The following is an 18,218-nucleotide window of genomic DNA, read 5'->3' as shown; positions in this document are numbered from 1 at the left end:
TCGCGCCCGTCGTTGACGAGACGATGCCGGGCACGATAGGCATCTCCCATGGCGATCATCAATCGCGGGTTCGGCGGTCGGCGCGGCACGAGTGACCCCCGGTTGCCGCCGGGTCAGACGCTCGTCGACGACTGGCCCGTTCTGACCGCCGGCCCGACTCCGGACATCTCCACGGACGAGTGGTCTTTCACGATCACCACCGAGACGGGCGTCCAGCATCGCTGGGACTGGGGCACCCTGCACGAGGTCGGCGTGGAGGACGTCGTCACCGACATCCACTGCGTCACCCATTGGTCACGCCTCGGGATGCCGTGGCGCGGTGTCTCCGTCAATCGGCTGTTCGAGGATGTCGAGACCTCCTGCGACTTCGTCATGGTGCGCACGCATGACGGGTACACCACGAATGTTCCCCTCGACGATCTGCTCGAGGGGCAGGCGTGGATCGCGACCGAGGCGGACGGTGAGCCGCTGACGGCGGAGCACGGCGGACCGGCGCGGCTGCTCGTGCCGCACCTGTACTTCTGGAAGAGCGCCAAGTGGGTCGCCGAGATGCGGATGATGCCCACCGATGAGCCCGGGTTCTGGGAGCAGAACGGCTACCACCTCCGCGGCGATCCGTGGCGCGAGGAACGCTACTGGTGACGGAACTGTTCCGAGCGGGCTGGCACGTCGGTCGCGTCGTCGCTCGGCGTCCGGAGACCGCGTCGGCTGTCCGCCTCGAGATCGACGTCCCGACGTGGCCGGGAAATCACGCCGGCTCGCATCTCGACATCCGACTGACCGCGCCCGACGGGTACCAGGCGTCGCGGTCATATTCGATCGCCTCGTCGGGGCCCGCGACACGGGTCGTCCTCGCGGTCGATGAGGTCACCTCCGGCGAGGTGTCGCCCTACCTGGTTCACGATCTGCAGGAGGGAGACGAGCTCGAGGTGCACGGACCGCTGGGCCGCTACTTCGTCTGGATGCCGGAGGACGCCGACCCCGCACCGGTGCAGCTCATCTCGGGCGGCTCCGGCGTGGTGCCCCTCTTCGCCATGGCCGACGCGCGGGAACGGCAGCCCCACGGGGCGGACTTCCGGCTGTTGTACTCGGCCCGCACACCCGACGACGTCTTCTTCGCGAGCGAACTGGGCGAGTTGACGCAGACGCAGGTCGATATCGTGCACACGCGACGATCTCCGATCGGGTCGCCGCGTCAGCCGGGCCGACTGACCCGGGAGTCCCTCGCCGAGCTGACGTTCCCCGCGGAGGTGGCGCCGCGCATCTTCGTGTGCGGGCCCACGCCGTTCGTGGAGACCGTCTCCGGGTGGCTCTCGGAGCTCGGGCACGGTGCCGCGCGGATACGGACCGAACGTTTCGGAGGCAGCGGATGACGCACGTGGACGGGAACGCGCTAGCGGGGATGCTCGCGGATCTGTTCGGGTTCGACTCGACCGGAGCGATCGGCGAGTGCGCGGGGTGCCGACACCGTTCCGAGCTCGCGAGGGCGCATGCCTACGTGACGGCGATGGGTGCGGTCGCCCGATGCGAGGCCTGCCACGGGGTGCTCGCGGTCGTTGTCCGCACGCCCACGGATATGCACGTCAGTCTGTCCGGACTGGCGCGCGTGTCGATCGCGCGACGGTGAACGCGAGGGCTCAGTCGTGCTCCGCGCCCGCCTTCTCTCTGAACCAGCCGCCGAGGGCGTCGGCCGACTCGCGCGTCGACGCGTCGTCGGGTGCGATCTGGATCGCGGCGACCGCCTCGGCAGACCCGTCACCGCGCGTCGTCGGTTCGTAGCCCATCGACCACGTCGAGTACTTCCGCTCGCTGCCCCGCTCGTCGAGGAGGATGCGGACATCGGTGTGTCGGGGATCGCGGCCGATGCGCTCGAGGAGCGCTCGGACTGCGGCATCCGGTCCTTCGAGGATCTGGATGAAGTCGGGGTCGCTGTAGACGAGCATTCCGGTGATCCCGTCGCGCTCGTTGTTCGCCCGGCTCTCGGTGAGGAGCTCGACCAGGCGCGCATGGTCGAAAGGCTCGGTGGCACGGCTCGCGTAGGCGATGAAGGTCAGCTGGTCGGTCATGCTCGAGCTCTCCCGGGGTAAGGCGCCGGGTGGTTCCGATCCCCCCGGTCCGATGACAGTAACACCGGGTGAAAAGCCGATCCGCCCCTTGCGCAACCCCTTGGAAGAACTCTGCGACGACGGGCACATTCTGGGAATGGACGCCGACGAGCAGCAGCAGATCAAGAAGGACTTCGACGATGCGGTCAACATGACGGCCGCTCAGATCGAGAAATGGCTCGACACGGACGAGTCGAAGGGCGTGGGCCAGAAGTCCGGGGGAGGCGAGTCCACCGGGCATGCCTCCGGGCGCCGGATCGTGAAGATCCTCCGTAAGAAGAAGGACGATCTGACGGATGCCGACTACGAGCACATGAAGAAGGTCCATGGATATGTCGCTCGGCACTCGGAGCAGCGCCCGAAAGGCGACGTGACCGACACCGATTGGCGCTACTCCCTCATGAACTGGGGCCATGACCCGAAGAAGTGATGGTGATGGATTGGCTGGGCGCTGGCGGCTGAGTTTGAGAACCGTTATCAACAGGACGTAGACTCGCGGTCATGACCTCTCGTGTGCCCGCTCTCGTCGCTCTCGCGGCGGGATCCGTTCTCGTCCTCGCCGGCTGCTCCACCGCGACCAGCCCCGCAGCGTCCTCGGGTGACGCTGTCCCTCTCAAGATCGTCGCGTCGACGAACGTCTACGGCTCGATCGCCGAGGCGATCGGGGGGAACGACGTCGAGGTCACGTCGATCATCGACTCTCTCTCGCAGGATCCACATTCATACGAGGCGTCCGCGCGCGACCAGCTCACGGTCTCGCAAGCCGACCTCGTGATCGAGAACGGGGCCGGGTACGACGCGTTCCTCGACGGACTCATCGAGGCGAGCGGTACGAAGGCTCCGGTCATCACGGCCGTCGAGTACTCGCACGACTACCCCGGCAATGAGGGGCACTCCGACGAGACGCACGCCGAGGGTGAGGAACACGATCACGCCGGCGACGGTGATCACGCCGGGCACGACCACATCGAGGGGTTCAACGAGCACGTCTGGTACGACCCGCACACAGTGGAGCACGTCGTCGAGGAGATCGCTCACGAACTGGGTGAACTGGATGCCGCCAAGGCCGACACCTTCGAGGCCAACGCGAAGAAGCTCATCGATGGCATCGCGGGGCTCGAGACCTCTCTCGAGAAGATCTCCGCCGCACACGCGGGCGAGAAGATCTTCGTCACCGAGCCCGTACCGCTGTACCTCACGGCTGCGGCCGGTCTCGAGAACGCGACCCCCGAGGCGTTCAGTGAAGCGGTGGAAGAGGGTCAGGACGTGCCGCCCGCGACACTGCTCGCGGCGACGAAGATCCTCGACTCCGGGGAGGTCCGAACCGTCATCGTCAATGCCCAGACCGGCGGTGCCGAGACCACCGAGGTGGTGAAGTTTGCGGAGAAGAACGACATCCCCGTTCTGAAGTTCACGGAGATCCTCCCGGATGGTCTGACCTACGTCGAGTGGATGCAGAAGAACATCGACGAGCTGGCGGGTACGCTGACCCGGTGACCCGGCACGCATCACCCCCTCTCGAGATCCGGGGTGCCGCGCTCCGGCGCGGCGGACGCGAGCTCTGGAGCGGACTCGACCTCACGGTCGAGCCGGGTGAGTTGATCGCCGTCCTCGGCCCCAGCGGCTCGGGCAAGACCACCCTTCTGCGCGCCATCCTCGGACTCGAGGACCTCAGCGAGGGCACGGTCGAGGTCGACGGCAAGCGGGTCGCCCGCGCGGGGAACCGCGGCATCGGCTACCTGCCGCAGACCCGGCCGCTCCCGCGCGACACCGCACTCCGCGGCCGCGACCTCGTCGCCCTGGGGGTCAACGGGCACCGCTTCGGGCCCCCGATCCCGCGGCGCAGAGACCGCGAGCGGGTCGACGAGCTGATCGCCGCGATCGGCGCCACCGACTTCGCCGATCGACCCGTCGGCATCCTGTCGGGTGGGGAGCAGCAGCGCCTGCGCGTCGGTCAGGCCCTCGCCGACGACCCCCGTCTGCTCCTCTGCGACGAGCCGCTGACCAGTCTCGACCTCGCGAACCAGCAGGCCGTCGTCGGTCTCATCGACCGGCACCGCCGCAGCGGTGCCGCGGTCCTGCTCGTCACCCACGACATCAACCCGCTGCTCGGCAAGGTCGACCGCATCCTCTACATCGCGAACGGGCGGTTCACCCTCGGCGCACCGAAGGACGTCCTCACCTCCGAGGTCCTCACCGACCTCTACGGCGCTCCCGTGTTCGTGCTCGAAGCGGGCGACCGTCTGGTCGTCGTCGGCGCTCCCGACGCCGAGGCATCCCACCACCATCACGAGGACCACGCATGAACTGGGACGACATCGCGAACGCCATGTTCGGCGGCGTACCCGTGTACGGGCAGATCCTCGCGCTCGTGCAGAACTCGGTGTGGGCGGGTGCCATCCTCGGCCTCGTCGGCGGGCTCATCGGCGTCTTCGTCCTGCAGCGCGACATGGCGTTCGCCGTGCACGGCATCAGCGAGCTCTCGTTCGCCGGTGCGGCGGCAGCGCTCCTGATCGGCGCGGACGTCGTCACGGGGTCGATCGTCGGGTCGATGGTCGCCGCGGCGTTGATCGGCTGGCTCGGCTCGCGCGCCCGCGACCGCAACTCGATCATCGGCGTACTCATGCCGTTCGGTCTGGGCCTCGGCATCCTCTTCCTCGCGCTCTACAACGGGCGCAGCGCCAACCGGTTCAGCCTCCTGACGGGGCAGATCGTGTCGGTGCAGTCCGACCAGCTGACCTGGCTGATCGCGATCTCCGCCGTCGTGCTGGTGGCGCTTCTGCTGATCTGGCGACCGCTGCGATTCGATTCGCTCGACCCGCAGTCCGCGGCGGCGCGCGGCGTGCCGACGGGGCTGATCTCGCTCGCGTTCATGCTGTTGCTGGGACTCGCGGTCGCCGTGGCCGTCCACATCATCGGCGCGCTGCTCGTCCTCGCGCTGCTCGTGACGCCGGCCGCCGCCGCGGCGCGCATCGCGCACGGCCCCGTCGCGGTCCCACTGCTCGCGGCCCTGTTCGGCGTCGTCTCGGCGGTCGGCGGCATCCTGCTCGCCGTCGCCGGAACCCTGCCGGTGAGCCCGTACATCACGACGATCTCGTTCGTCATCTACCTCGTCTGCCGTGTCGTCGGCGACCGGCGGGGCCGGGTGGAGCGCACGGATGCCGCGCACCGCACCCAGCCCGTCGCTAGCGTCCGCGCGTAGAATCCGCCCATGGCCCAGCGCAACACCTGGCAGCGAGAGCGCGTGCGCTCGGCGCTGTCCGACGCTCCCGGGTTCGTGAGCGCTCAGGATCTGCACGCCGCCCTTCGCGACGAGAACACCGGCATCGGTCTCGCGACCGTCTACCGGGCGCTCGCGACCCTCGCCGCGAGCGGTGAGGCGGATCAGCTCCAGTCGCCCGAGGGCGAGGCGATCTACCGCGCCTGCGCCAGTACCGGCCACCACCACCACCTCATCTGCCGGGTGTGCGGCAAGGCCGTCGAGATCCAGGCCGACGAGGTCGAGACCTGGGCGAAGCGGACGGCGGCGGCGAACGGGTTCACCGATGCCGAGCACGTCGTCGACATCTTCGGCACGTGCGCCGAGTGCTCCGCGAGGATCGCGCAGGGCGACGACCGGCTTGAGGCCCGTGCGGACTGAGGTCCGCCCCGCGGTATCCCGAGCATCGTCGACTCCCTCACCGGGGTCGGCTGCGCGCGGCGCGCTCTGGCTGGGGCTCGGGCTCCTCGCCGTCCTCGCGCTCATCGGCGTCGCCCTGTGGAGCCCGTCGCCCGAACTGCCCACGCGAGCCCAGGACGGTCTGACCCTCGCCCTCAGCGTGCTCATCGAGTCGCTGCCGTTCGTCATGCTCGGCGTGATCCTGTCGATCGTCGTGCAGGTGTGGGTGCCGCCGGGGGTCATCGAACGGTGGATGCCGCGGAACGCGTGGGGTCGCCGTGCCGTCCTGTCGCTCCTCGGCATGCTGATCCCGGTGTGCGAGTGCGGCAACGTCCCGTTCGCCCGCGGCCTCATGATGCGCGGGTTCTCGGTCGCCGAGACGCTGACGTTCCTGGTGGCGGCGCCCATCGTCAACCCGATCGTCATCATCACCACCCACCAGGCCTTCGGCTTCGACGACGGCATCCTCGTCGCCCGTCTGCTCGGCGGCTACCTGATCGCCAACGTCATCGGATGGCTGTACAGCCGGCATCCCGATCAGGACGCCCTCATCACCGACCGCTTCCGTGACGCGTGTCTGGCCGAGCAGGGCGTGAGCGGCGACCGTGCCCGCCGCAGCCTCGCCCAGTTCGTCGTCGAGCTGCGCGCGGTCATGCCGGCCCTCATCATCGGATCCGCCGTCGCCGGCGCTGTCCAGGTCATCGTCCCGCGCAACGTGCTGCTGTCGATCGGGTCGAACCCGGCCCTGTCGATCGCCGCGATGATCATGCTCGCGATGATCGTGTCGATCTGCTCGAACGTCGACGCGTTCTTCGCGCTGTCGTTCGCCTCGACGTTCACCCCCGGTGCGATCGTCGCGTTCCTGCTCGTCGGACCCCTCGTCGACGTGAAGATGCTCGCGCTCCTGCGCACCACCTTCCGGACGCGGGTGCTCGGCGTCCTCGTGGCGACGGTCGTCCTCGCAGCGGCGGCGATCGGAGGGGTGGTGAACCTCCTTGCGTGACACGGTGTGGTTCCGGATGCTGGGCGTTGGTGCCGTGGCATCCATCGCCGCCCTGACGATCGCCCTCGCGGTGACCGGCCGGCTCGGTCTGTACATCAACCCCGAGTCGTCGTGGTTCGCCGTGTCGATGGCGGTGCTCGCGCTGGTCGGCTCGGTCCTGAGCTTCCTGCTGCCGCTCGGCGCGGCCGAGGACCACGGGCACGACCACGGCGATGCTCCCGCGGTGGATGCCGACCACGACCACGACCACCACGATCACGCGCCGCGGACGAGCCGGCAGCTCATCGGAACAGCGGCGACGGTCGCGGGCGGCGTGCTCGCCCTCGGGGCCGCCACGACGATGCTCGTCGTCCCGCCGGCGACGCTGTCCGCGGAGCTCGCGGCCTCGCGCAACACGGGAGCCCCGCCGCTGTTCCAGGGGTCCGACACGGTGGCGCTGGCGATCACCGGAGACACCGCCTCGTTCGGCATCGGCGACTGGGCGAGCGTGTTCGCGACGGCGACCGACCCCGAGGTGTTCGACGGCACCGAGATCTCGCTCACCGGGTTCGTCGCCCCCGGTAAGGGCGGCTTCGACCTGACGCGGCTCATCATCACGCACTGCGTCATCGACGCGCAGCCGGCGAGCCTGCCGGTCACGGCCGACGACATTCCGGACGACGGCCAGTGGGTCACCGTCACGGGCACCATCCGCGACGTGAACGGGCAGCTGCAGGTGGCGGCGGCATCGGTGAAGCCGATCGCCGAGCCCAAGGATCCGTATGAGTTCTGACAGCCGCCGCTCCCATCGCCAGCGGCGGCGGGCGCGCGGGTTCTCGGTGCGCGTCCTCGCGGTCGTCGCGGTGCTCGGCGTGGTGGCGCTCGCCGGCGGCCTGGTGACCACCCTGCAGGGTCCCCGCGTCACCTCGGTGCAGTCCGACGCCGCGGCCGCGGTCAGCTCGGCCGGGTCGCGCCTCATCTTCGAGACGACGCAGTCGCTGCAGAAGGTGGATGCCTCGCAGGTTACCGTGACCCCCGCGGCGCCGTTCACCGTCGATACGTCGGGGCGGAGCGTCGGCATCCGTTTCACCGACCCGCTCTGGGACGAGACGACGTACACGATCCGCATCGACCGGCTCGCGGGCCTCGGCGGCGGGCCGACCTCGACGGTCGAGGAGTCGTTCTCGACCCCGAAGCTGCACTCCTACGTCCTGCAGCGCGGCGAGGGCGGCGACAAGATCTACCGCGTCGGCCTCGACGGCGACAACGAACCCGTCTTCGAGGACGAGCACATCGAGGACTTCCGGGCCACCGCGGCCAGCCTCGTCGTCTCGACCGTGAAGGACGGCGTCTCGCACCTCGTCGTCACCCGCACCGACGGCACACACCGGCAGGAGCTGACCCTGCCGGGCAAGGGCGTCGTCACGAACCTGCAGAGCGCCGAGCGGGGCAACACGATCGGCTACACCTTCACGGATGCCGACATCTCGGCATCCGGCGGCCGTGAGAGCCTGCTCTTCACCGGATCGACGGCCGATCCCGCGGCGAAGCCGACCGAGATAAAGGTCACCGGTGCGGACCCCCGCGTCGAGGACTGGCGCTTCGTACCGGGCACCGACACGATCCTCATGCTCACCTTCGACGGCGCCCTCAGTCTCGTCTCGTCGACGGGCGCCGCGCCCGTGGAGCTCGGCAACGCGACCGGCATCGACGACATCTCGGGCACGACGGCCTACGTCGAACGGCTTGAGGGACCCGTCGTCGTCGACCTCGCCTCGGCGAAGGAGAAGCCCCTGCCCCCGACATCCGCCGACCTCGGCCAGACCGGGTCGGTCCTCGCGATGTCCGATGGCTCGACGCTTCGCGCGCTCACCCCGTTCGACGGACTCAACCCGCTGGGGACGAACATCCTGCGAGTGGATGCCGCCGGCAAGACGAGCGTCGTCGCGAAAGTCGACACCGCCGACGGCCTGCTGCAGACCTGCGTCTCGCCGAGCGGTCGATACGCGGCCCTCGTCATCGCGCCCGACGTGGTCGACAACCCGTACGACGGGTACACGCTGCCCCTCCCGAAGAAGCTCGAGACCCGGATCTTCAGCTTCGACGGGAAGCAGATCACGACGCTCGAGGGGTTCGACGTCGCGTGGTGCCGCAAGGCTCCGTCGCAATGACCTCGCTGGTTCCCGCGACGCGCGAGGCGCTCGAAGGGCTCCCGGCCGAGGTCGCCCCCGCGCTGCTCGGTGGCGAGCTGCGGGTGCAGACGTCGATCGGTTCGGTGGCGCTCCGCATCACCGAGGTCGAGGCGTACCACGGGCGGGGTACCGGCCCGCAGGTCGACCCCGGCTCGCACGCCCGCATGGGGCCGACCGCCCGCAACGCGACGATGTGGGGCGAGCCAGGCCATCTGTACGTCTACTTGAGCCACGGCATCCACTCGTGCGTCAACGTCGTGAGCGGTCCCGAGGGCGTCGCCGGCGGAATCCTGCTGCGCGCCGGAGAGGTCGTCGACGGAGCAGATGCCGCGCACGCCCGCCGTCCCGCGGCGCGCGTCGCGCGCGACCTGGCCCGCGGGCCGGGCCGCCTCGGCGATGCGGTGGGGCTCCGGCATCCGATCCACGACGGGATCGACGCGGTCACGGGGGAGGAGCGGGCCGGCGCGAGCGCGCGGCTGTTCCTGCTCGCCGAGCCGCTGGCCGAGATCGCGACGGGACCCCGGGTCGGTGTCGCGGGGATCGCCGGGACGGATGCGTTCCCGTGGCGCTTCTGGATTCCGGGCGACCCGACCGTGTCGGCGTTCCGCTGGGGCCGCGGCGCGCGCGAGGCGGCGGGCTGATTCGGCGCCCGGGAACACCCGCCGGCCTCGGCGCGTTGCCGTGAGGGTGGGATGCCGCCTCCCACCCGACCCCGTGAGGTGACCCGTGACCGACACCACCGCCGCAGACCGCCTCGAGGCGGCGCTCGCGTCGCTCGACCCGTCGGCGCGTGTGCAGGCCGCCATGACGGCCGGCACCCACCCGCGCTCGGAGTACATCCCGGTGCTCGTGGCGCAGTGCCGCATCGAGCCGCAGTTCCTCGTGCGCGAGATGCTGACCTGGGCGTTGACCCGGCACGACGCCGATGAGGTCATCGACCGGCTCCTCGTCGAACTGGGCTCGCGCGGTGCGCAGATCCGCGCGCAGGCGCTGCACACCATGTCGAAGATCGGCGGGCCGCGCGTGTGGCCGGCGATCACCTCCGACCTCCTGAAGGATGCCGACGACGCGGTCGCACGCGTGGCCTGGCGCACGGCGGCCCGGCACGTGCCGGCAGCCGAGGCATCCGCTCTCGCGACGACCCTGGCGACGCAGTTCGCCCGCGGCGAGGACGACACTCGGCGGAGCCTCAGCGAGGCGTTCGCGACGCTCGGTGAGCCCGCCCGCCCGCAGGTCGACTGGGCCCTCGCGACCGGCGGCCCGTACACGCGCGCCCATGCGGCCGTGACGGCTCGACTCATGGATGACCCGGAGCAGACGTACGACGAGGCAGTGGCCGCGGCATCCGCCTGAGTCAAGGCGACACGCCCGGCCGTGCTAGACTCACTCTTCGTCTGCGCGCACTCCAGCACGCAGTTCGCATCCCACCCTCAGAAGACGGCCTACAGCCGTGTCCGGGAGCGGGGTGCAGACAAGGGATCTTGGGTGGCACCGTCCGGTGTCACGGTACTAAGGAGAATCACTATGGCAGCAGTGTGCCAGGTGACTGGAGCTGTTCCCGGCTTCGGTCACAACATCTCGCACTCGCACCGCCGGACGAGGCGCCGCTTCGACCCGAACGTGCAGAAGAAGACCTATTTCGTTCCTTCGCTTGGTCGCAAGATCACGCTGAACGTCTCGGCTAAGGGCATCAAGGTCATCGACGCCCGCGGCATCGAGTCGGTCGTGAAGGACCTCCTCGCGAAGGGTGTGAAGCTCTAATGGCGAAGAAGGCTCAGGACGTTCGTCCGATCATCAAGCTGCGTTCGACCGCCGGCACGGGGTACACCTACGTGACGCGCAAGAACCGCCGCAACAACCCCGACCGCATCGTGCTCAAGAAGTACGACCCGGTGATCCGCAAGCACGTCGAATTCCGAGAGGAGCGCTGATCGCATGGCGAAGAAGAGCAAGATCGCGCGCAACAACCAGCGCGAGGTCATCGTCGCCCGCTACGCCGAGAAGCGTGCCGAGCTGAAGAAGACCCTCGTGGACCCGAACGCGACCGACGAGGCCCGCGAGGCCGCCCGCGTCGGCCTGCAGAAGCTTCCCCGCAACGCGTCGCCGGTCCGCCTGCGCAACCGCGACGCCATCGACGGACGCCCCCGCGGCCACCTGTCGAAGTTCGGCATCTCGCGTGTCCGCTTCCGCGAGATGGCGCACCGTGGCGAGCTGCCCGGCGTGACCAAGTCGAGCTGGTAAGCACCACTTCCGCACGAAGCCCCCGTCTCCGGACGGGGGCTTCGTCGTTTCCGGGGGCTCAGTCGGCCCGACGTTCGATGAGGATCGTGTCGCGCCAGGTGCCGGCCCACGGGCCGTGAGTCATGTACGCGATGCGTTCGCGGCGACCGACCTGGCGGAAACCGGCCCGCTCGTGCAGCGTCAAGCTGGCGATGTTCTCGGGGAAGATGCTCGCTTGGACCATCCAGATGCCGGCGGCGGCGGCATCCGTCACGAAAGCCTCGAGGAGACCTCTGCCGACGCCCCGGCCCTGGGCGCTATCGGCGACGTAGACGGAATGCTCCACGACCCCTCGGTAGACCTCACGCGTCGAGACGGGGGAAGCGGCGACCCAGCCGAGCACCGTGCCGGTGGGGTCGGCGGCGACGAGTCTGCCGACCTGGAGCTTTGCTCGGTCGAACTCCTCCCACGACGGGGGTGCGCTCTCGAAGGTCGCGTTCCCCGCTGCGATGCCTTCGCGGTAGATCGACTCCACCTGGGGCCAGTCGTGCGCGGTCAGGGCCCGGATGGTGGCGTCGGTCATGGACGGAGGGTCTGGGATGCCGCGCCGAGCGCGTCGGTGACGACGCGGTAGTAGGCCCATCGGCCCCGCTGCTCGCGCGTCGCGAGTCCCGCGTCGACGAGCTGCTTCATGTGATGGGAGACGGTCGGCTGAGACAGCCCGACGGGCTCGGTGAGATCGCAGATGCACGCTTCGCCGTCGGCGGAGGCGGCGATCAGGGAGAGCAGACGCACACGGGTGGGGTCGCCGAGCGCTTTGAAGACCCGCGCGGTGCGCTCCGCATCCTCCACCGAGATCACACTGCCCGTAACCGTCCCGCAGCACACTGCACCTTCGGACGGGGCGAGAAGCGGGAGGTGTGCAGGCATGCGGTCATCTTCTCACGTCGTATTGACATCTGTCGATGGATCTGTGCATCCTCTATCCATCGAGCTTTGTCGATGCGTGTGAGGAGGCCCCAGGTGGACGATGTCCTGCCCGTCGTCGTCATCGGTGCAGGTCCGCAGGGGCTCGCCGCTGCGGCACACCTCATCGAGCGGAACATGCCCGTCGTGGTCCTCGAGGCCGGTTCTGCCCCTGCTGCGGCTGTCGCGGAGTGGGGTCACGTCCGCTTGTTCTCCGAATGGCCCGAGCTCATCGACGCGGCCGGCGCCCGCCTTCTGAGCACGTCGGGGTGGCAGGCGCCCGGTGCCGGATACCCCACCGGCGACCAGTGGATCGGGAAGTACCTCGCCCCCCTCGCCACGGCGTTGGGTGATCGGATCCGCTTCGGCTCCCGCGTTACGGGTGTCTCCCGGATGGGTCGGGACCGGCTCGTCGATGCCGACCGCGGGGAGCAGCCGTTCACGGTCCACATCTCGCCCTCCGAGGGGGAGGAGTACCGGCTGCAGGCGCGGGCCGTGATCGACGCATCCGGCACGTGGGCCAGTCCGAACCCTGCCGGAGCCGACGGCCTGCCCGCGCTGGGGGAGGCTTCCGCGGCGGACCTGCTCTCGTACCGCATCCCCGACTTCCGCGATCGGGCGGGTTTCTCCGGCAAGCACACGATCGTGATCGGCTCCGGGCACTCCGCGGTGACCGCCGTCCTGGCCCTTGCCCGTATGGCTCGTCGCGACCCCTCGACGACCGTGACCTGGGCGCTGCGCCGCGCGACCGCCGGCAACACGTTCGGTGGAGGGGATGCCGACGAGCTGCCTGCGCGCGGCGCATTGGGGATCCGGGCGAAAGAGTATGTCGAGGCCGGTCTCGTCTCCCTCGTCACCGGGTTCCGCGTCGAGCGGGTCACTCATGACGGAGAAAGACCCACTTTGGTCGCGGAGGACGGTCGCACCCTCACCGCCGACCGCGTCGTGGTGTTGACCGGGTTCCGTCCCGACCTGTCGTTCCTCTCCGAGCTGCGATTGGAGCTCGACCCGACACTCCAGGCGCCGGTGCGGATCGCCGCGGAGGTCGATCCGAACGTCCACTCGTGCGGTTCCGTCGCCGCGACGGGCGCAGCGGACCTCGCTCAGCCGGAGCAGAACTTCTACCTCGTCGGGGCGAAGTCCTACGGTCGTGCGCCGACATTCCTCGCCCTCACCGGGTACGAGCAGGTGCGCAGCGTCGTGGCCGAGCTGGCAGGCGATCACGAAGCCGCCCGCCGCGTAGAGCTGGTCCTGCCGGACACGGGCGTGTGCGGCGGCGCGGGACTGTTCGATGCGTCCGGAGCCTCGCTCGGTGGGGCGTGCTGCGCCCCGCCTGTCGCGCTCGTGCAGGTCGGCCGCGCCCCGGCATCCGTCTGATCCGTGGATATGCACACTGCATCGTGTCGGCCACCGGTGGCGCGCCGGATGCTGGCCGAGTTCGTCGGAACGGGGATGCTCGTCACCGTCGTCGTCGGCTCGGGGATCGCCGCCCAGCGACTCTCCCCGAACGACGTCGGCCTGCAGCTGCTCGAGAACAGCCTTGCCACGGCTCTCGGCCTTGCTGTGCTGATCCTCATGCTCGGCCCCGTGTCAGGGGCGCATCTCAACCCCGCCGTCTCGCTCGCGGACTGGGTGCTCGGTCGGCGCCGCGCCGGTGGCCTTCCCACGACCGACCTCGGGGGCTACCTGGCCGCTCAGCTCTCGGGCGGCGTCGCCGGGACGCTCCTGGCGGGCGTGATGTTCGACGTCGCGCCCGCGTTCTCGACGCATCAGCGAGCAACTCCCGGGCAGCTCATCGGAGAAGTCGTCGCCACCGCCGGGCTCGTGCTGCTGATCTTCACCCTCGCCCGTACGAGCACGCCGAGCGTGACCGCCGCAGCCGTCGGGGCGTACATCGGCGCTGCGTACTGGTTCACCAGCTCGACATCGTTCGCGAACCCTGCGGTCACGGTCGCCCGCATCTTCACCGACACCTTCGCCGGAATCGCCCCGGCATCCGCCGTGCCGTTCATCCTGGCGCAACTCGTCGGCGCCACCGTCGGGCTCGGCCTCCTCCTCGTCCTCCAGCCGACAGCCACACGCGCAGCCGGCCGTGCCGTCATCCCCACCGAACCCGAAACCACCCCGCAGGAGCACTCATGACCGAGACCACCAAGCCCGCCGTCCTCTTCGTCTGCGTCCACAACGCCGGCCGATCGCAGATGGCGGCCGGATACCTCCGCGCGATCGCCGGAGACCGCATCGACGTGTTCTCTGCCGGGAGTGAGCCCGGCAACGCCGTGAACCCGAACGCCGTCGCCGTCATGGCGGAGGAAGGCATCGACCTCGCCGGTGCCGTCCCGCAGGTCCTGACCACCGACGCCGTGCGTCAGGCCGACGTCGTGATCACGATGGGATGCGGCGACGCCTGCCCGATCTTCCCCGGCAAGCGCTACGAGGACTGGGAACTCACCGACCCCGCCGGGCAGCCCCTCGACGTCGTCCGTGAGGTCCGCGACGACATCCGCGGGCGGGTTGAAGGACTCGTCGCCAGCCTGGTCTAGGAGGCCGCGGTCGGCGATGACGCTCGGATCGGTAGTCTGAGGGCACATGGCCTGAGGTGTCGATCGGCGGGGGAATGAGAGTCGGCGACAGCGTCGTGAGAGGCAAGGCGTCGCTCGTCGTTTTCGCCGCAGCGCTCGTCATCACGATGGCGGGGTCGTGGGTGCCCTCGTTCTGGTACGACGAGGCCGCCACACTGCAGCTCGCACGGCTGCCCTTGCCGGAGTTCTTCGGCTTCGTGATGCAGCGGGATGCCGTTCACGGACTGTACGCGTTCGTCATGCACGGGTGGATCCAGGTCTTCGGAGAATCCGAGTTCTCGGTTCGGTTCCCCTCTGCGCTCGCCGTCGCCGTCGGGGCGACCGGTGTGTTCCATCTCGGCCGTCGGTGGTTCGGGGTGGCCCCCGGCATCCTGGCGGTGGTGGTCTTCGTCGCCCTCCCGAGGATCACGACGCAGGGCATCGAGGCGCGGTCGTATGCGATGGGCACCGCCTTGCTGGTCGTCGCCGCCGTGCTCGTCGCGTGGGCGCGTGAGCGCCGTGGCTGGGCACCGTGGGTCGCTGTGGGGGCGGCTGCTACGGCTTCGGTGTGGATGTTCGCGTATGGCCTGTTCGTGCTTCCCGCGCTCGCGCTGCTCGCGGACGACCCCACCCTTGCGTGGCGCACGCGCGTCGTTCGGGTTTCGGCCGCGCTGGTCGTTCCCGGATTGCTCGCCGCGCCCCTCGTGCTCGCGATGATTCCGCAACGAGGTCAGGTGGCGTGGCTGTCCGAGCAGGACGTCAACCTCTACACCGTGCTGATAGAGCCGATGTTCGGCTCGGCGTTCTGGATGGCGATCGGGTTGGCGCTGTTGGTCGCAGTGGCGGTGCGAGCGGGGTGGCGGGTCACGCTGTCGAGCCCCGTGGTATCGCTCCTCGTCTGGCTGTTGCTGCCCGGCACCGTGCTCGTGACGCTATCGCTGGCGGGGATGCCGGTGTTCACTCCGCGCTACCTGACCGTCTCGGCGCCGGCACTCGCGCTCCTGGTCGGCTCGCTTCTGGGGGGCGCACGTCGCCGGAGCCTCGTCGCTGCGACCGTCCTCATCTGCGTACTCGCCGTGCCGCACGTCATCGCGTCGCGGTTGCCGACCGCGAAACCCGGGGGCATCGACCTTCGCGCCGCGGCATCCTTCATCGCGTCGCATGCCCGACCGGGCGACGCCATCCTGCTCGAGGCCGGAGGCCCGGCGGGAACCCGGCCACGCGTCGCCATCGCCGCCTACCCAGACGCCTTCGCAGGCCTCCGGGACATCGCGTTCGCATCGAGCTACGTCGGAACCGGCACCTACTCAGACTCCCTCGTCGATCCGAAGTTCACTGAGGTTCCCGGCGACGCCGACATCTGGGTCGTGACGAGAGACGGGTCGGCGTTCGCGCAGCAACTGGCCGCGAACGGATACGCTCCGGCATCCGTTCGAGACGTCGGTGGTCTGACGGTGGGCGAGTGGCGCCGGGATGACGCGCGCTGAGCGGAAGGTCAGAACGGCAGGTCGCGTGACCCCGGCGGGGCGATGAGGATGCCGGTGATCTTGCCGGAACCGTTGTAGGCGACGCGTCCAATCCACTCGCCGGCCTCATGCTGGAGGGTCACCTGCACGATCGCTCCCGTGCTCAGATGCCGGTTGGCGAGCTTGGCCAGTGGTGTGCTGCCGTCGGCCGTCCGCACCGTCGCCTCGACACACGCGTCGAGGCGACCGGATTCGCCCCGGACCTCATCCCACACGCCCATCAGCTTGCGTTTGGTCAGCGCGCGGCCGCAGGTATACGTCATGTGCGCCCGCACCGCCTCGTAGTCGCCGGCGTCCAGGTGCGCGAACACCTCGCTGGTCCGATCCGTCAGGTCTATCCCCGGTGCTGCCATCGTTTCCCCCTCGCCCTTGGCGCCGAATCGCTTGAAGGCCGCCTGTCGGCTGACCCCGAGCGCATCACCGATCTCCTGCCACGAGACGTCGTGAGAACGCGCAGTGGAAACCACCTCCTGCAAGCGCTCGCGCGAACGTCGCACCAACTCGTCGGCGTGACGGATGCCCCGAACCTCACCACCCGAATCGGGAGGGGCGCCTGCTCCGGCGGCCTCCACGAGTGAGGCGAGCTCGGCAAGCGACATGTCGCTCGTGGATGATCCGGCCATGGGGCGAGCGTACGAGCGAAGATCGTGAGTGTCAACCAAAGGGTGACATCACGCAATGCGACGGCGTGACACACTCACGCTGGCGGGCTGGTTGGCTCGATTCGATTGAGAGGATCATCGATGGCGGATGACGCCGGTTCCGATGACGAGCGCTGGCTCACCATCAACGGGCGGCGGTGGCGGCGCACCGATCCGTCCTTGCCCGCAGACCTCGTGGCGGCGCTGACCTCCCACCTCGGGCGCGGTCGATCAGGTGTGCGCCGCGCGAAGGAAGATCCCGACGCCACGTCAGCGGCACGCCGACGGGTCGATCTCGCGAAGCACGGGCTCGGTGAGCGGGGCCCATATTGGTGGGACGAGCCGGAGGACGAGCGTCTCCGCAGAGCGAAGCAGGCGCTCGCCGAGTTGGAGGAACTCGAGGACTGAGAAGCTCAACGTCTTTCAGCGTGCTTCATCGACCTCCACGGCATGCATCAGGTCGCTGCTCGCGGAACGCGTCCTCGCGGCGCGAGCAGGGTGGGTTGTGGCCCGGAGTCGTGGGTCAGGAAGCCATTCGCCACCGCCGATGGGCTTAGTTACTCGTCTGTCCGGCGAAGGCTGCGTCTCGGGAATATCGACTTTAGGTCGACACGGGGAACGTTATGGTCGGAGCAACCTTGGGCAGCGGGTTCCCTGAATGCGCCGTTGTCGGGTTCGTCCGTGGTGCGGTGTCCCTAACATTCTGAGAAGCCCCGACCTTGAGTCCTTGTACTCACGTTCCGAGCTGTTGTTGATCGGGGTAGGGGGACTCATCCGTTCCTTTCCCGCCTCAATAGGCTGGTACTCATGTCTCCCGTCGAGTCCGCTCTTGCCGCTCAGCCCGTGCTCACCACCGAGCGCCTGACGCTCGTGCAACTGGGCCCGGACTATGTAGAAACCACGCTGGCGGGCCTCGAGGATCCCGATGCCCTACGTCTCACGGGCACCCGCGGCGAGTTCTCGCGCGAACGCGTCAACGCGCATCTCCAGCGTCTTCCTGGCGCACCCGACAGGGCGGACTTCGCCATCCTCGACCGGGACGGCATGCACATCGGTGAGGTGGTGCTGAACGAGCTCGACCTCGACAACCTCGCAATGAGCTACCGGATCGCGCTGACCGACTCCACCGTCCGCGGCCTCGGGTACGGCACCGAGGCCGGGCGTGCGGTCGTCGAATGGGGATTCTCGATCGGCCTGCACCGCATTTACCTCGAGGTATACGCCTTCAACCCGTCGGCGCAGCGCTCGTACGAGAAGATCGGTTTCCGTCACGAAGGCCGCGCCCGCGAGGCCCTTCTCTGGGACGACGAGTGGACCGATGCCGTTCTCATGTCGATACTGGCGACCGATCCGCTTCCCTGACCCCC

Annotated in this window: 26 protein-coding genes; 22 read left to right on the top strand and 4 right to left on the bottom strand. The window is 69.2% G+C overall.

Translation table 11 applies throughout. The features are described from left to right. Positions 1-48 precede the first annotated feature (48 nt). The 3 genes from Q9S78_RS01255 to Q9S78_RS14285 are packed head-to-tail and all read left to right on the top strand — an operon-like array spanning position 49 to position 1,627. On the top strand, positions 49-642 hold the full coding sequence (locus Q9S78_RS01255; protein WP_311868382.1) for a molybdopterin-dependent oxidoreductase: 594 nt from the start codon (positions 49-51) through the stop codon (positions 640-642). Further along, the gene (locus Q9S78_RS01250) at positions 639-1,373 is read left to right on the top strand and encodes an FAD-binding oxidoreductase (protein WP_311868380.1); all 735 of its coding nucleotides are present in this window, start codon (positions 639-641) and stop codon (positions 1,371-1,373) included. The genes Q9S78_RS01255 and Q9S78_RS01250 overlap by 4 nt, the downstream gene beginning before the upstream one ends. Continuing rightward, entirely contained in the window at positions 1,370-1,627 is a 258-nt protein-coding gene (locus tag Q9S78_RS14285) for a DUF6510 family protein (RefSeq protein WP_376716524.1), read from the top strand. Before Q9S78_RS01250 ends, Q9S78_RS14285 begins: the two co-directional genes overlap by 4 nt. Before the next feature lie 10 nt (positions 1,628-1,637). On the opposite strand, the gene Q9S78_RS01245 is transcribed toward Q9S78_RS14285, so the two are convergent. Continuing rightward, the gene (locus Q9S78_RS01245; RefSeq protein ID WP_311868379.1) at positions 1,638-2,066 is read right to left on the bottom strand and encodes a BLUF domain-containing protein; all 429 of its coding nucleotides are present in this window, start codon (positions 2,064-2,066) and stop codon (positions 1,638-1,640) included. A 136-nt stretch (positions 2,067-2,202) separates the two neighbouring features. Between Q9S78_RS01245 and Q9S78_RS01240 the strand changes: the two genes are divergently transcribed. The 13 genes from Q9S78_RS01240 to rpsN all read left to right on the top strand — a co-directional run bounded on the left by Q9S78_RS01240 (position 2,203) and on the right by rpsN (position 11,178). After that, positions 2,203-2,535 carry a DUF3140 domain-containing protein gene (locus Q9S78_RS01240; protein ID WP_311868378.1) on the top strand — a complete coding sequence of 111 codons (333 nt, stop codon included), beginning with the start codon at positions 2,203-2,205 and terminating at the stop codon, positions 2,533-2,535. Between the two features lie 71 nt (positions 2,536-2,606). After that, positions 2,607-3,602 carry a metal ABC transporter solute-binding protein, Zn/Mn family gene (locus Q9S78_RS01235; protein WP_311868377.1) on the top strand — a complete coding sequence of 332 codons (996 nt, stop codon included), beginning with the start codon at positions 2,607-2,609 and terminating at the stop codon, positions 3,600-3,602. Then, positions 3,599-4,411, top strand: a complete 813-nt coding sequence (locus Q9S78_RS01230) for a metal ABC transporter ATP-binding protein (protein ID WP_116227712.1) — start codon at positions 3,599-3,601, stop codon at positions 4,409-4,411. The genes Q9S78_RS01235 and Q9S78_RS01230 overlap by 4 nt, the downstream gene beginning before the upstream one ends. Next, positions 4,408-5,307 (top strand): metal ABC transporter permease, encoded by a 900-nt coding sequence (locus Q9S78_RS01225; protein WP_018187665.1) that lies wholly within the window; start codon positions 4,408-4,410, stop codon positions 5,305-5,307. Before Q9S78_RS01230 ends, Q9S78_RS01225 begins: the two co-directional genes overlap by 4 nt. A gap of 9 nt (positions 5,308-5,316) precedes the next feature. After that, positions 5,317-5,745: a Fur family transcriptional regulator gene (locus tag Q9S78_RS01220; RefSeq protein WP_311868375.1), complete on the top strand. Its 429-nt coding sequence runs from the start codon at positions 5,317-5,319 to the stop codon at positions 5,743-5,745. Beyond that, positions 5,735-6,766 carry a permease gene (locus Q9S78_RS01215; RefSeq protein WP_311868373.1) on the top strand — a complete coding sequence of 344 codons (1,032 nt, stop codon included), beginning with the start codon at positions 5,735-5,737 and terminating at the stop codon, positions 6,764-6,766. Before Q9S78_RS01220 ends, Q9S78_RS01215 begins: the two co-directional genes overlap by 11 nt. Positions 6,767-6,770: 4 nt before the next feature. Further along, complete coding sequence (locus Q9S78_RS01210) at positions 6,771-7,538, top strand: TIGR03943 family putative permease subunit (RefSeq protein ID WP_311868371.1); 768 nt, start codon at positions 6,771-6,773, stop codon at positions 7,536-7,538. Further along, positions 7,528-8,916, top strand: coding sequence for a hypothetical protein (locus Q9S78_RS01205; RefSeq protein ID WP_311868369.1), 1,389 nt, complete (start codon positions 7,528-7,530; stop codon positions 8,914-8,916). Before Q9S78_RS01210 ends, Q9S78_RS01205 begins: the two co-directional genes overlap by 11 nt. Beyond that, the gene (locus Q9S78_RS01200; RefSeq protein WP_311868366.1) at positions 8,913-9,578 is read left to right on the top strand and encodes a DNA-3-methyladenine glycosylase; all 666 of its coding nucleotides are present in this window, start codon (positions 8,913-8,915) and stop codon (positions 9,576-9,578) included. The genes Q9S78_RS01205 and Q9S78_RS01200 overlap by 4 nt, the downstream gene beginning before the upstream one ends. Positions 9,579-9,663: 85 nt before the next feature. Then, positions 9,664-10,290 carry a HEAT repeat domain-containing protein gene (locus Q9S78_RS01195; protein WP_020098417.1) on the top strand — a complete coding sequence of 209 codons (627 nt, stop codon included), beginning with the start codon at positions 9,664-9,666 and terminating at the stop codon, positions 10,288-10,290. Between the two features lie 171 nt (positions 10,291-10,461). Then, positions 10,462-10,698, top strand: coding sequence for a 50S ribosomal protein L28 (gene rpmB / locus Q9S78_RS01190; RefSeq protein WP_311868359.1), 237 nt, complete (start codon positions 10,462-10,464; stop codon positions 10,696-10,698). Further along, the gene (gene rpmG, locus Q9S78_RS01185; RefSeq protein WP_005051772.1) at positions 10,698-10,868 is read left to right on the top strand and encodes a 50S ribosomal protein L33; all 171 of its coding nucleotides are present in this window, start codon (positions 10,698-10,700) and stop codon (positions 10,866-10,868) included. Before rpmB ends, rpmG begins: the two co-directional genes overlap by 1 nt. 4 nt (positions 10,869-10,872) lie before the next feature. Beyond that, complete coding sequence (gene rpsN, locus Q9S78_RS01180) at positions 10,873-11,178, top strand: 30S ribosomal protein S14 (RefSeq protein ID WP_018187657.1); 306 nt, start codon at positions 10,873-10,875, stop codon at positions 11,176-11,178. Between the two features lie 58 nt (positions 11,179-11,236). On the opposite strand, the gene Q9S78_RS01175 is transcribed toward rpsN, so the two are convergent. Further along, positions 11,237-11,740 carry a GNAT family N-acetyltransferase gene (locus Q9S78_RS01175; RefSeq protein ID WP_311868356.1) on the bottom strand — a complete coding sequence of 168 codons (504 nt, stop codon included), beginning with the start codon at positions 11,738-11,740 and terminating at the stop codon, positions 11,237-11,239. After that, positions 11,737-12,087 carry an ArsR/SmtB family transcription factor gene (locus Q9S78_RS01170; protein ID WP_311868353.1) on the bottom strand — a complete coding sequence of 117 codons (351 nt, stop codon included), beginning with the start codon at positions 12,085-12,087 and terminating at the stop codon, positions 11,737-11,739. Before Q9S78_RS01170 ends, Q9S78_RS01175 begins: the two co-directional genes overlap by 4 nt. 93 nt (positions 12,088-12,180) lie before the next feature. On the opposite strand from Q9S78_RS01170, the gene Q9S78_RS01165 reads away from it, so the two are divergent. From Q9S78_RS01165 to Q9S78_RS01150, 4 genes are all read left to right on the top strand, one after another. Beyond that, on the top strand, positions 12,181-13,500 hold the full coding sequence (locus Q9S78_RS01165; RefSeq protein WP_311868350.1) for an FAD-dependent oxidoreductase: 1,320 nt from the start codon (positions 12,181-12,183) through the stop codon (positions 13,498-13,500). A gap of 48 nt (positions 13,501-13,548) precedes the next feature. Further along, positions 13,549-14,265: an aquaporin gene (locus Q9S78_RS01160; RefSeq protein WP_311858281.1), complete on the top strand. Its 717-nt coding sequence runs from the start codon at positions 13,549-13,551 to the stop codon at positions 14,263-14,265. After that, positions 14,262-14,666: an arsenate reductase ArsC gene (locus Q9S78_RS01155; RefSeq protein ID WP_311858279.1), complete on the top strand. Its 405-nt coding sequence runs from the start codon at positions 14,262-14,264 to the stop codon at positions 14,664-14,666. The genes Q9S78_RS01160 and Q9S78_RS01155 overlap by 4 nt, the downstream gene beginning before the upstream one ends. A gap of 74 nt (positions 14,667-14,740) precedes the next feature. Next, on the top strand, positions 14,741-16,171 hold the full coding sequence (locus Q9S78_RS01150; protein ID WP_311858277.1) for a glycosyltransferase family 39 protein: 1,431 nt from the start codon (positions 14,741-14,743) through the stop codon (positions 16,169-16,171). A gap of 8 nt (positions 16,172-16,179) precedes the next feature. Here Q9S78_RS01150 and Q9S78_RS01145 read toward each other — a convergent pair whose 3' ends face one another. Beyond that, positions 16,180-16,833 carry a hypothetical protein gene (locus tag Q9S78_RS01145; protein ID WP_018187650.1) on the bottom strand — a complete coding sequence of 218 codons (654 nt, stop codon included), beginning with the start codon at positions 16,831-16,833 and terminating at the stop codon, positions 16,180-16,182. A 120-nt stretch (positions 16,834-16,953) separates the two neighbouring features. Between Q9S78_RS01145 and Q9S78_RS01140 the strand changes: the two genes are divergently transcribed. Further along, entirely contained in the window at positions 16,954-17,259 is a 306-nt protein-coding gene (locus tag Q9S78_RS01140) for a hypothetical protein (RefSeq protein ID WP_020098426.1), read from the top strand. A gap of 399 nt (positions 17,260-17,658) precedes the next feature. Continuing rightward, on the top strand, positions 17,659-18,213 hold the full coding sequence (locus tag Q9S78_RS01135; RefSeq protein WP_020098427.1) for a GNAT family N-acetyltransferase: 555 nt from the start codon (positions 17,659-17,661) through the stop codon (positions 18,211-18,213). The last annotated feature ends 5 nt before the right edge of the window (positions 18,214-18,218 follow it).

The sequence above is a fragment of the Microbacterium aquilitoris genome, from assembly GCF_031932285.1.
Classification (GTDB): domain Bacteria; phylum Actinomycetota; class Actinomycetes; order Actinomycetales; family Microbacteriaceae; genus Microbacterium; species Microbacterium aquilitoris.
This window is presented reverse-complemented; position numbering and strand designations above follow the sequence as displayed.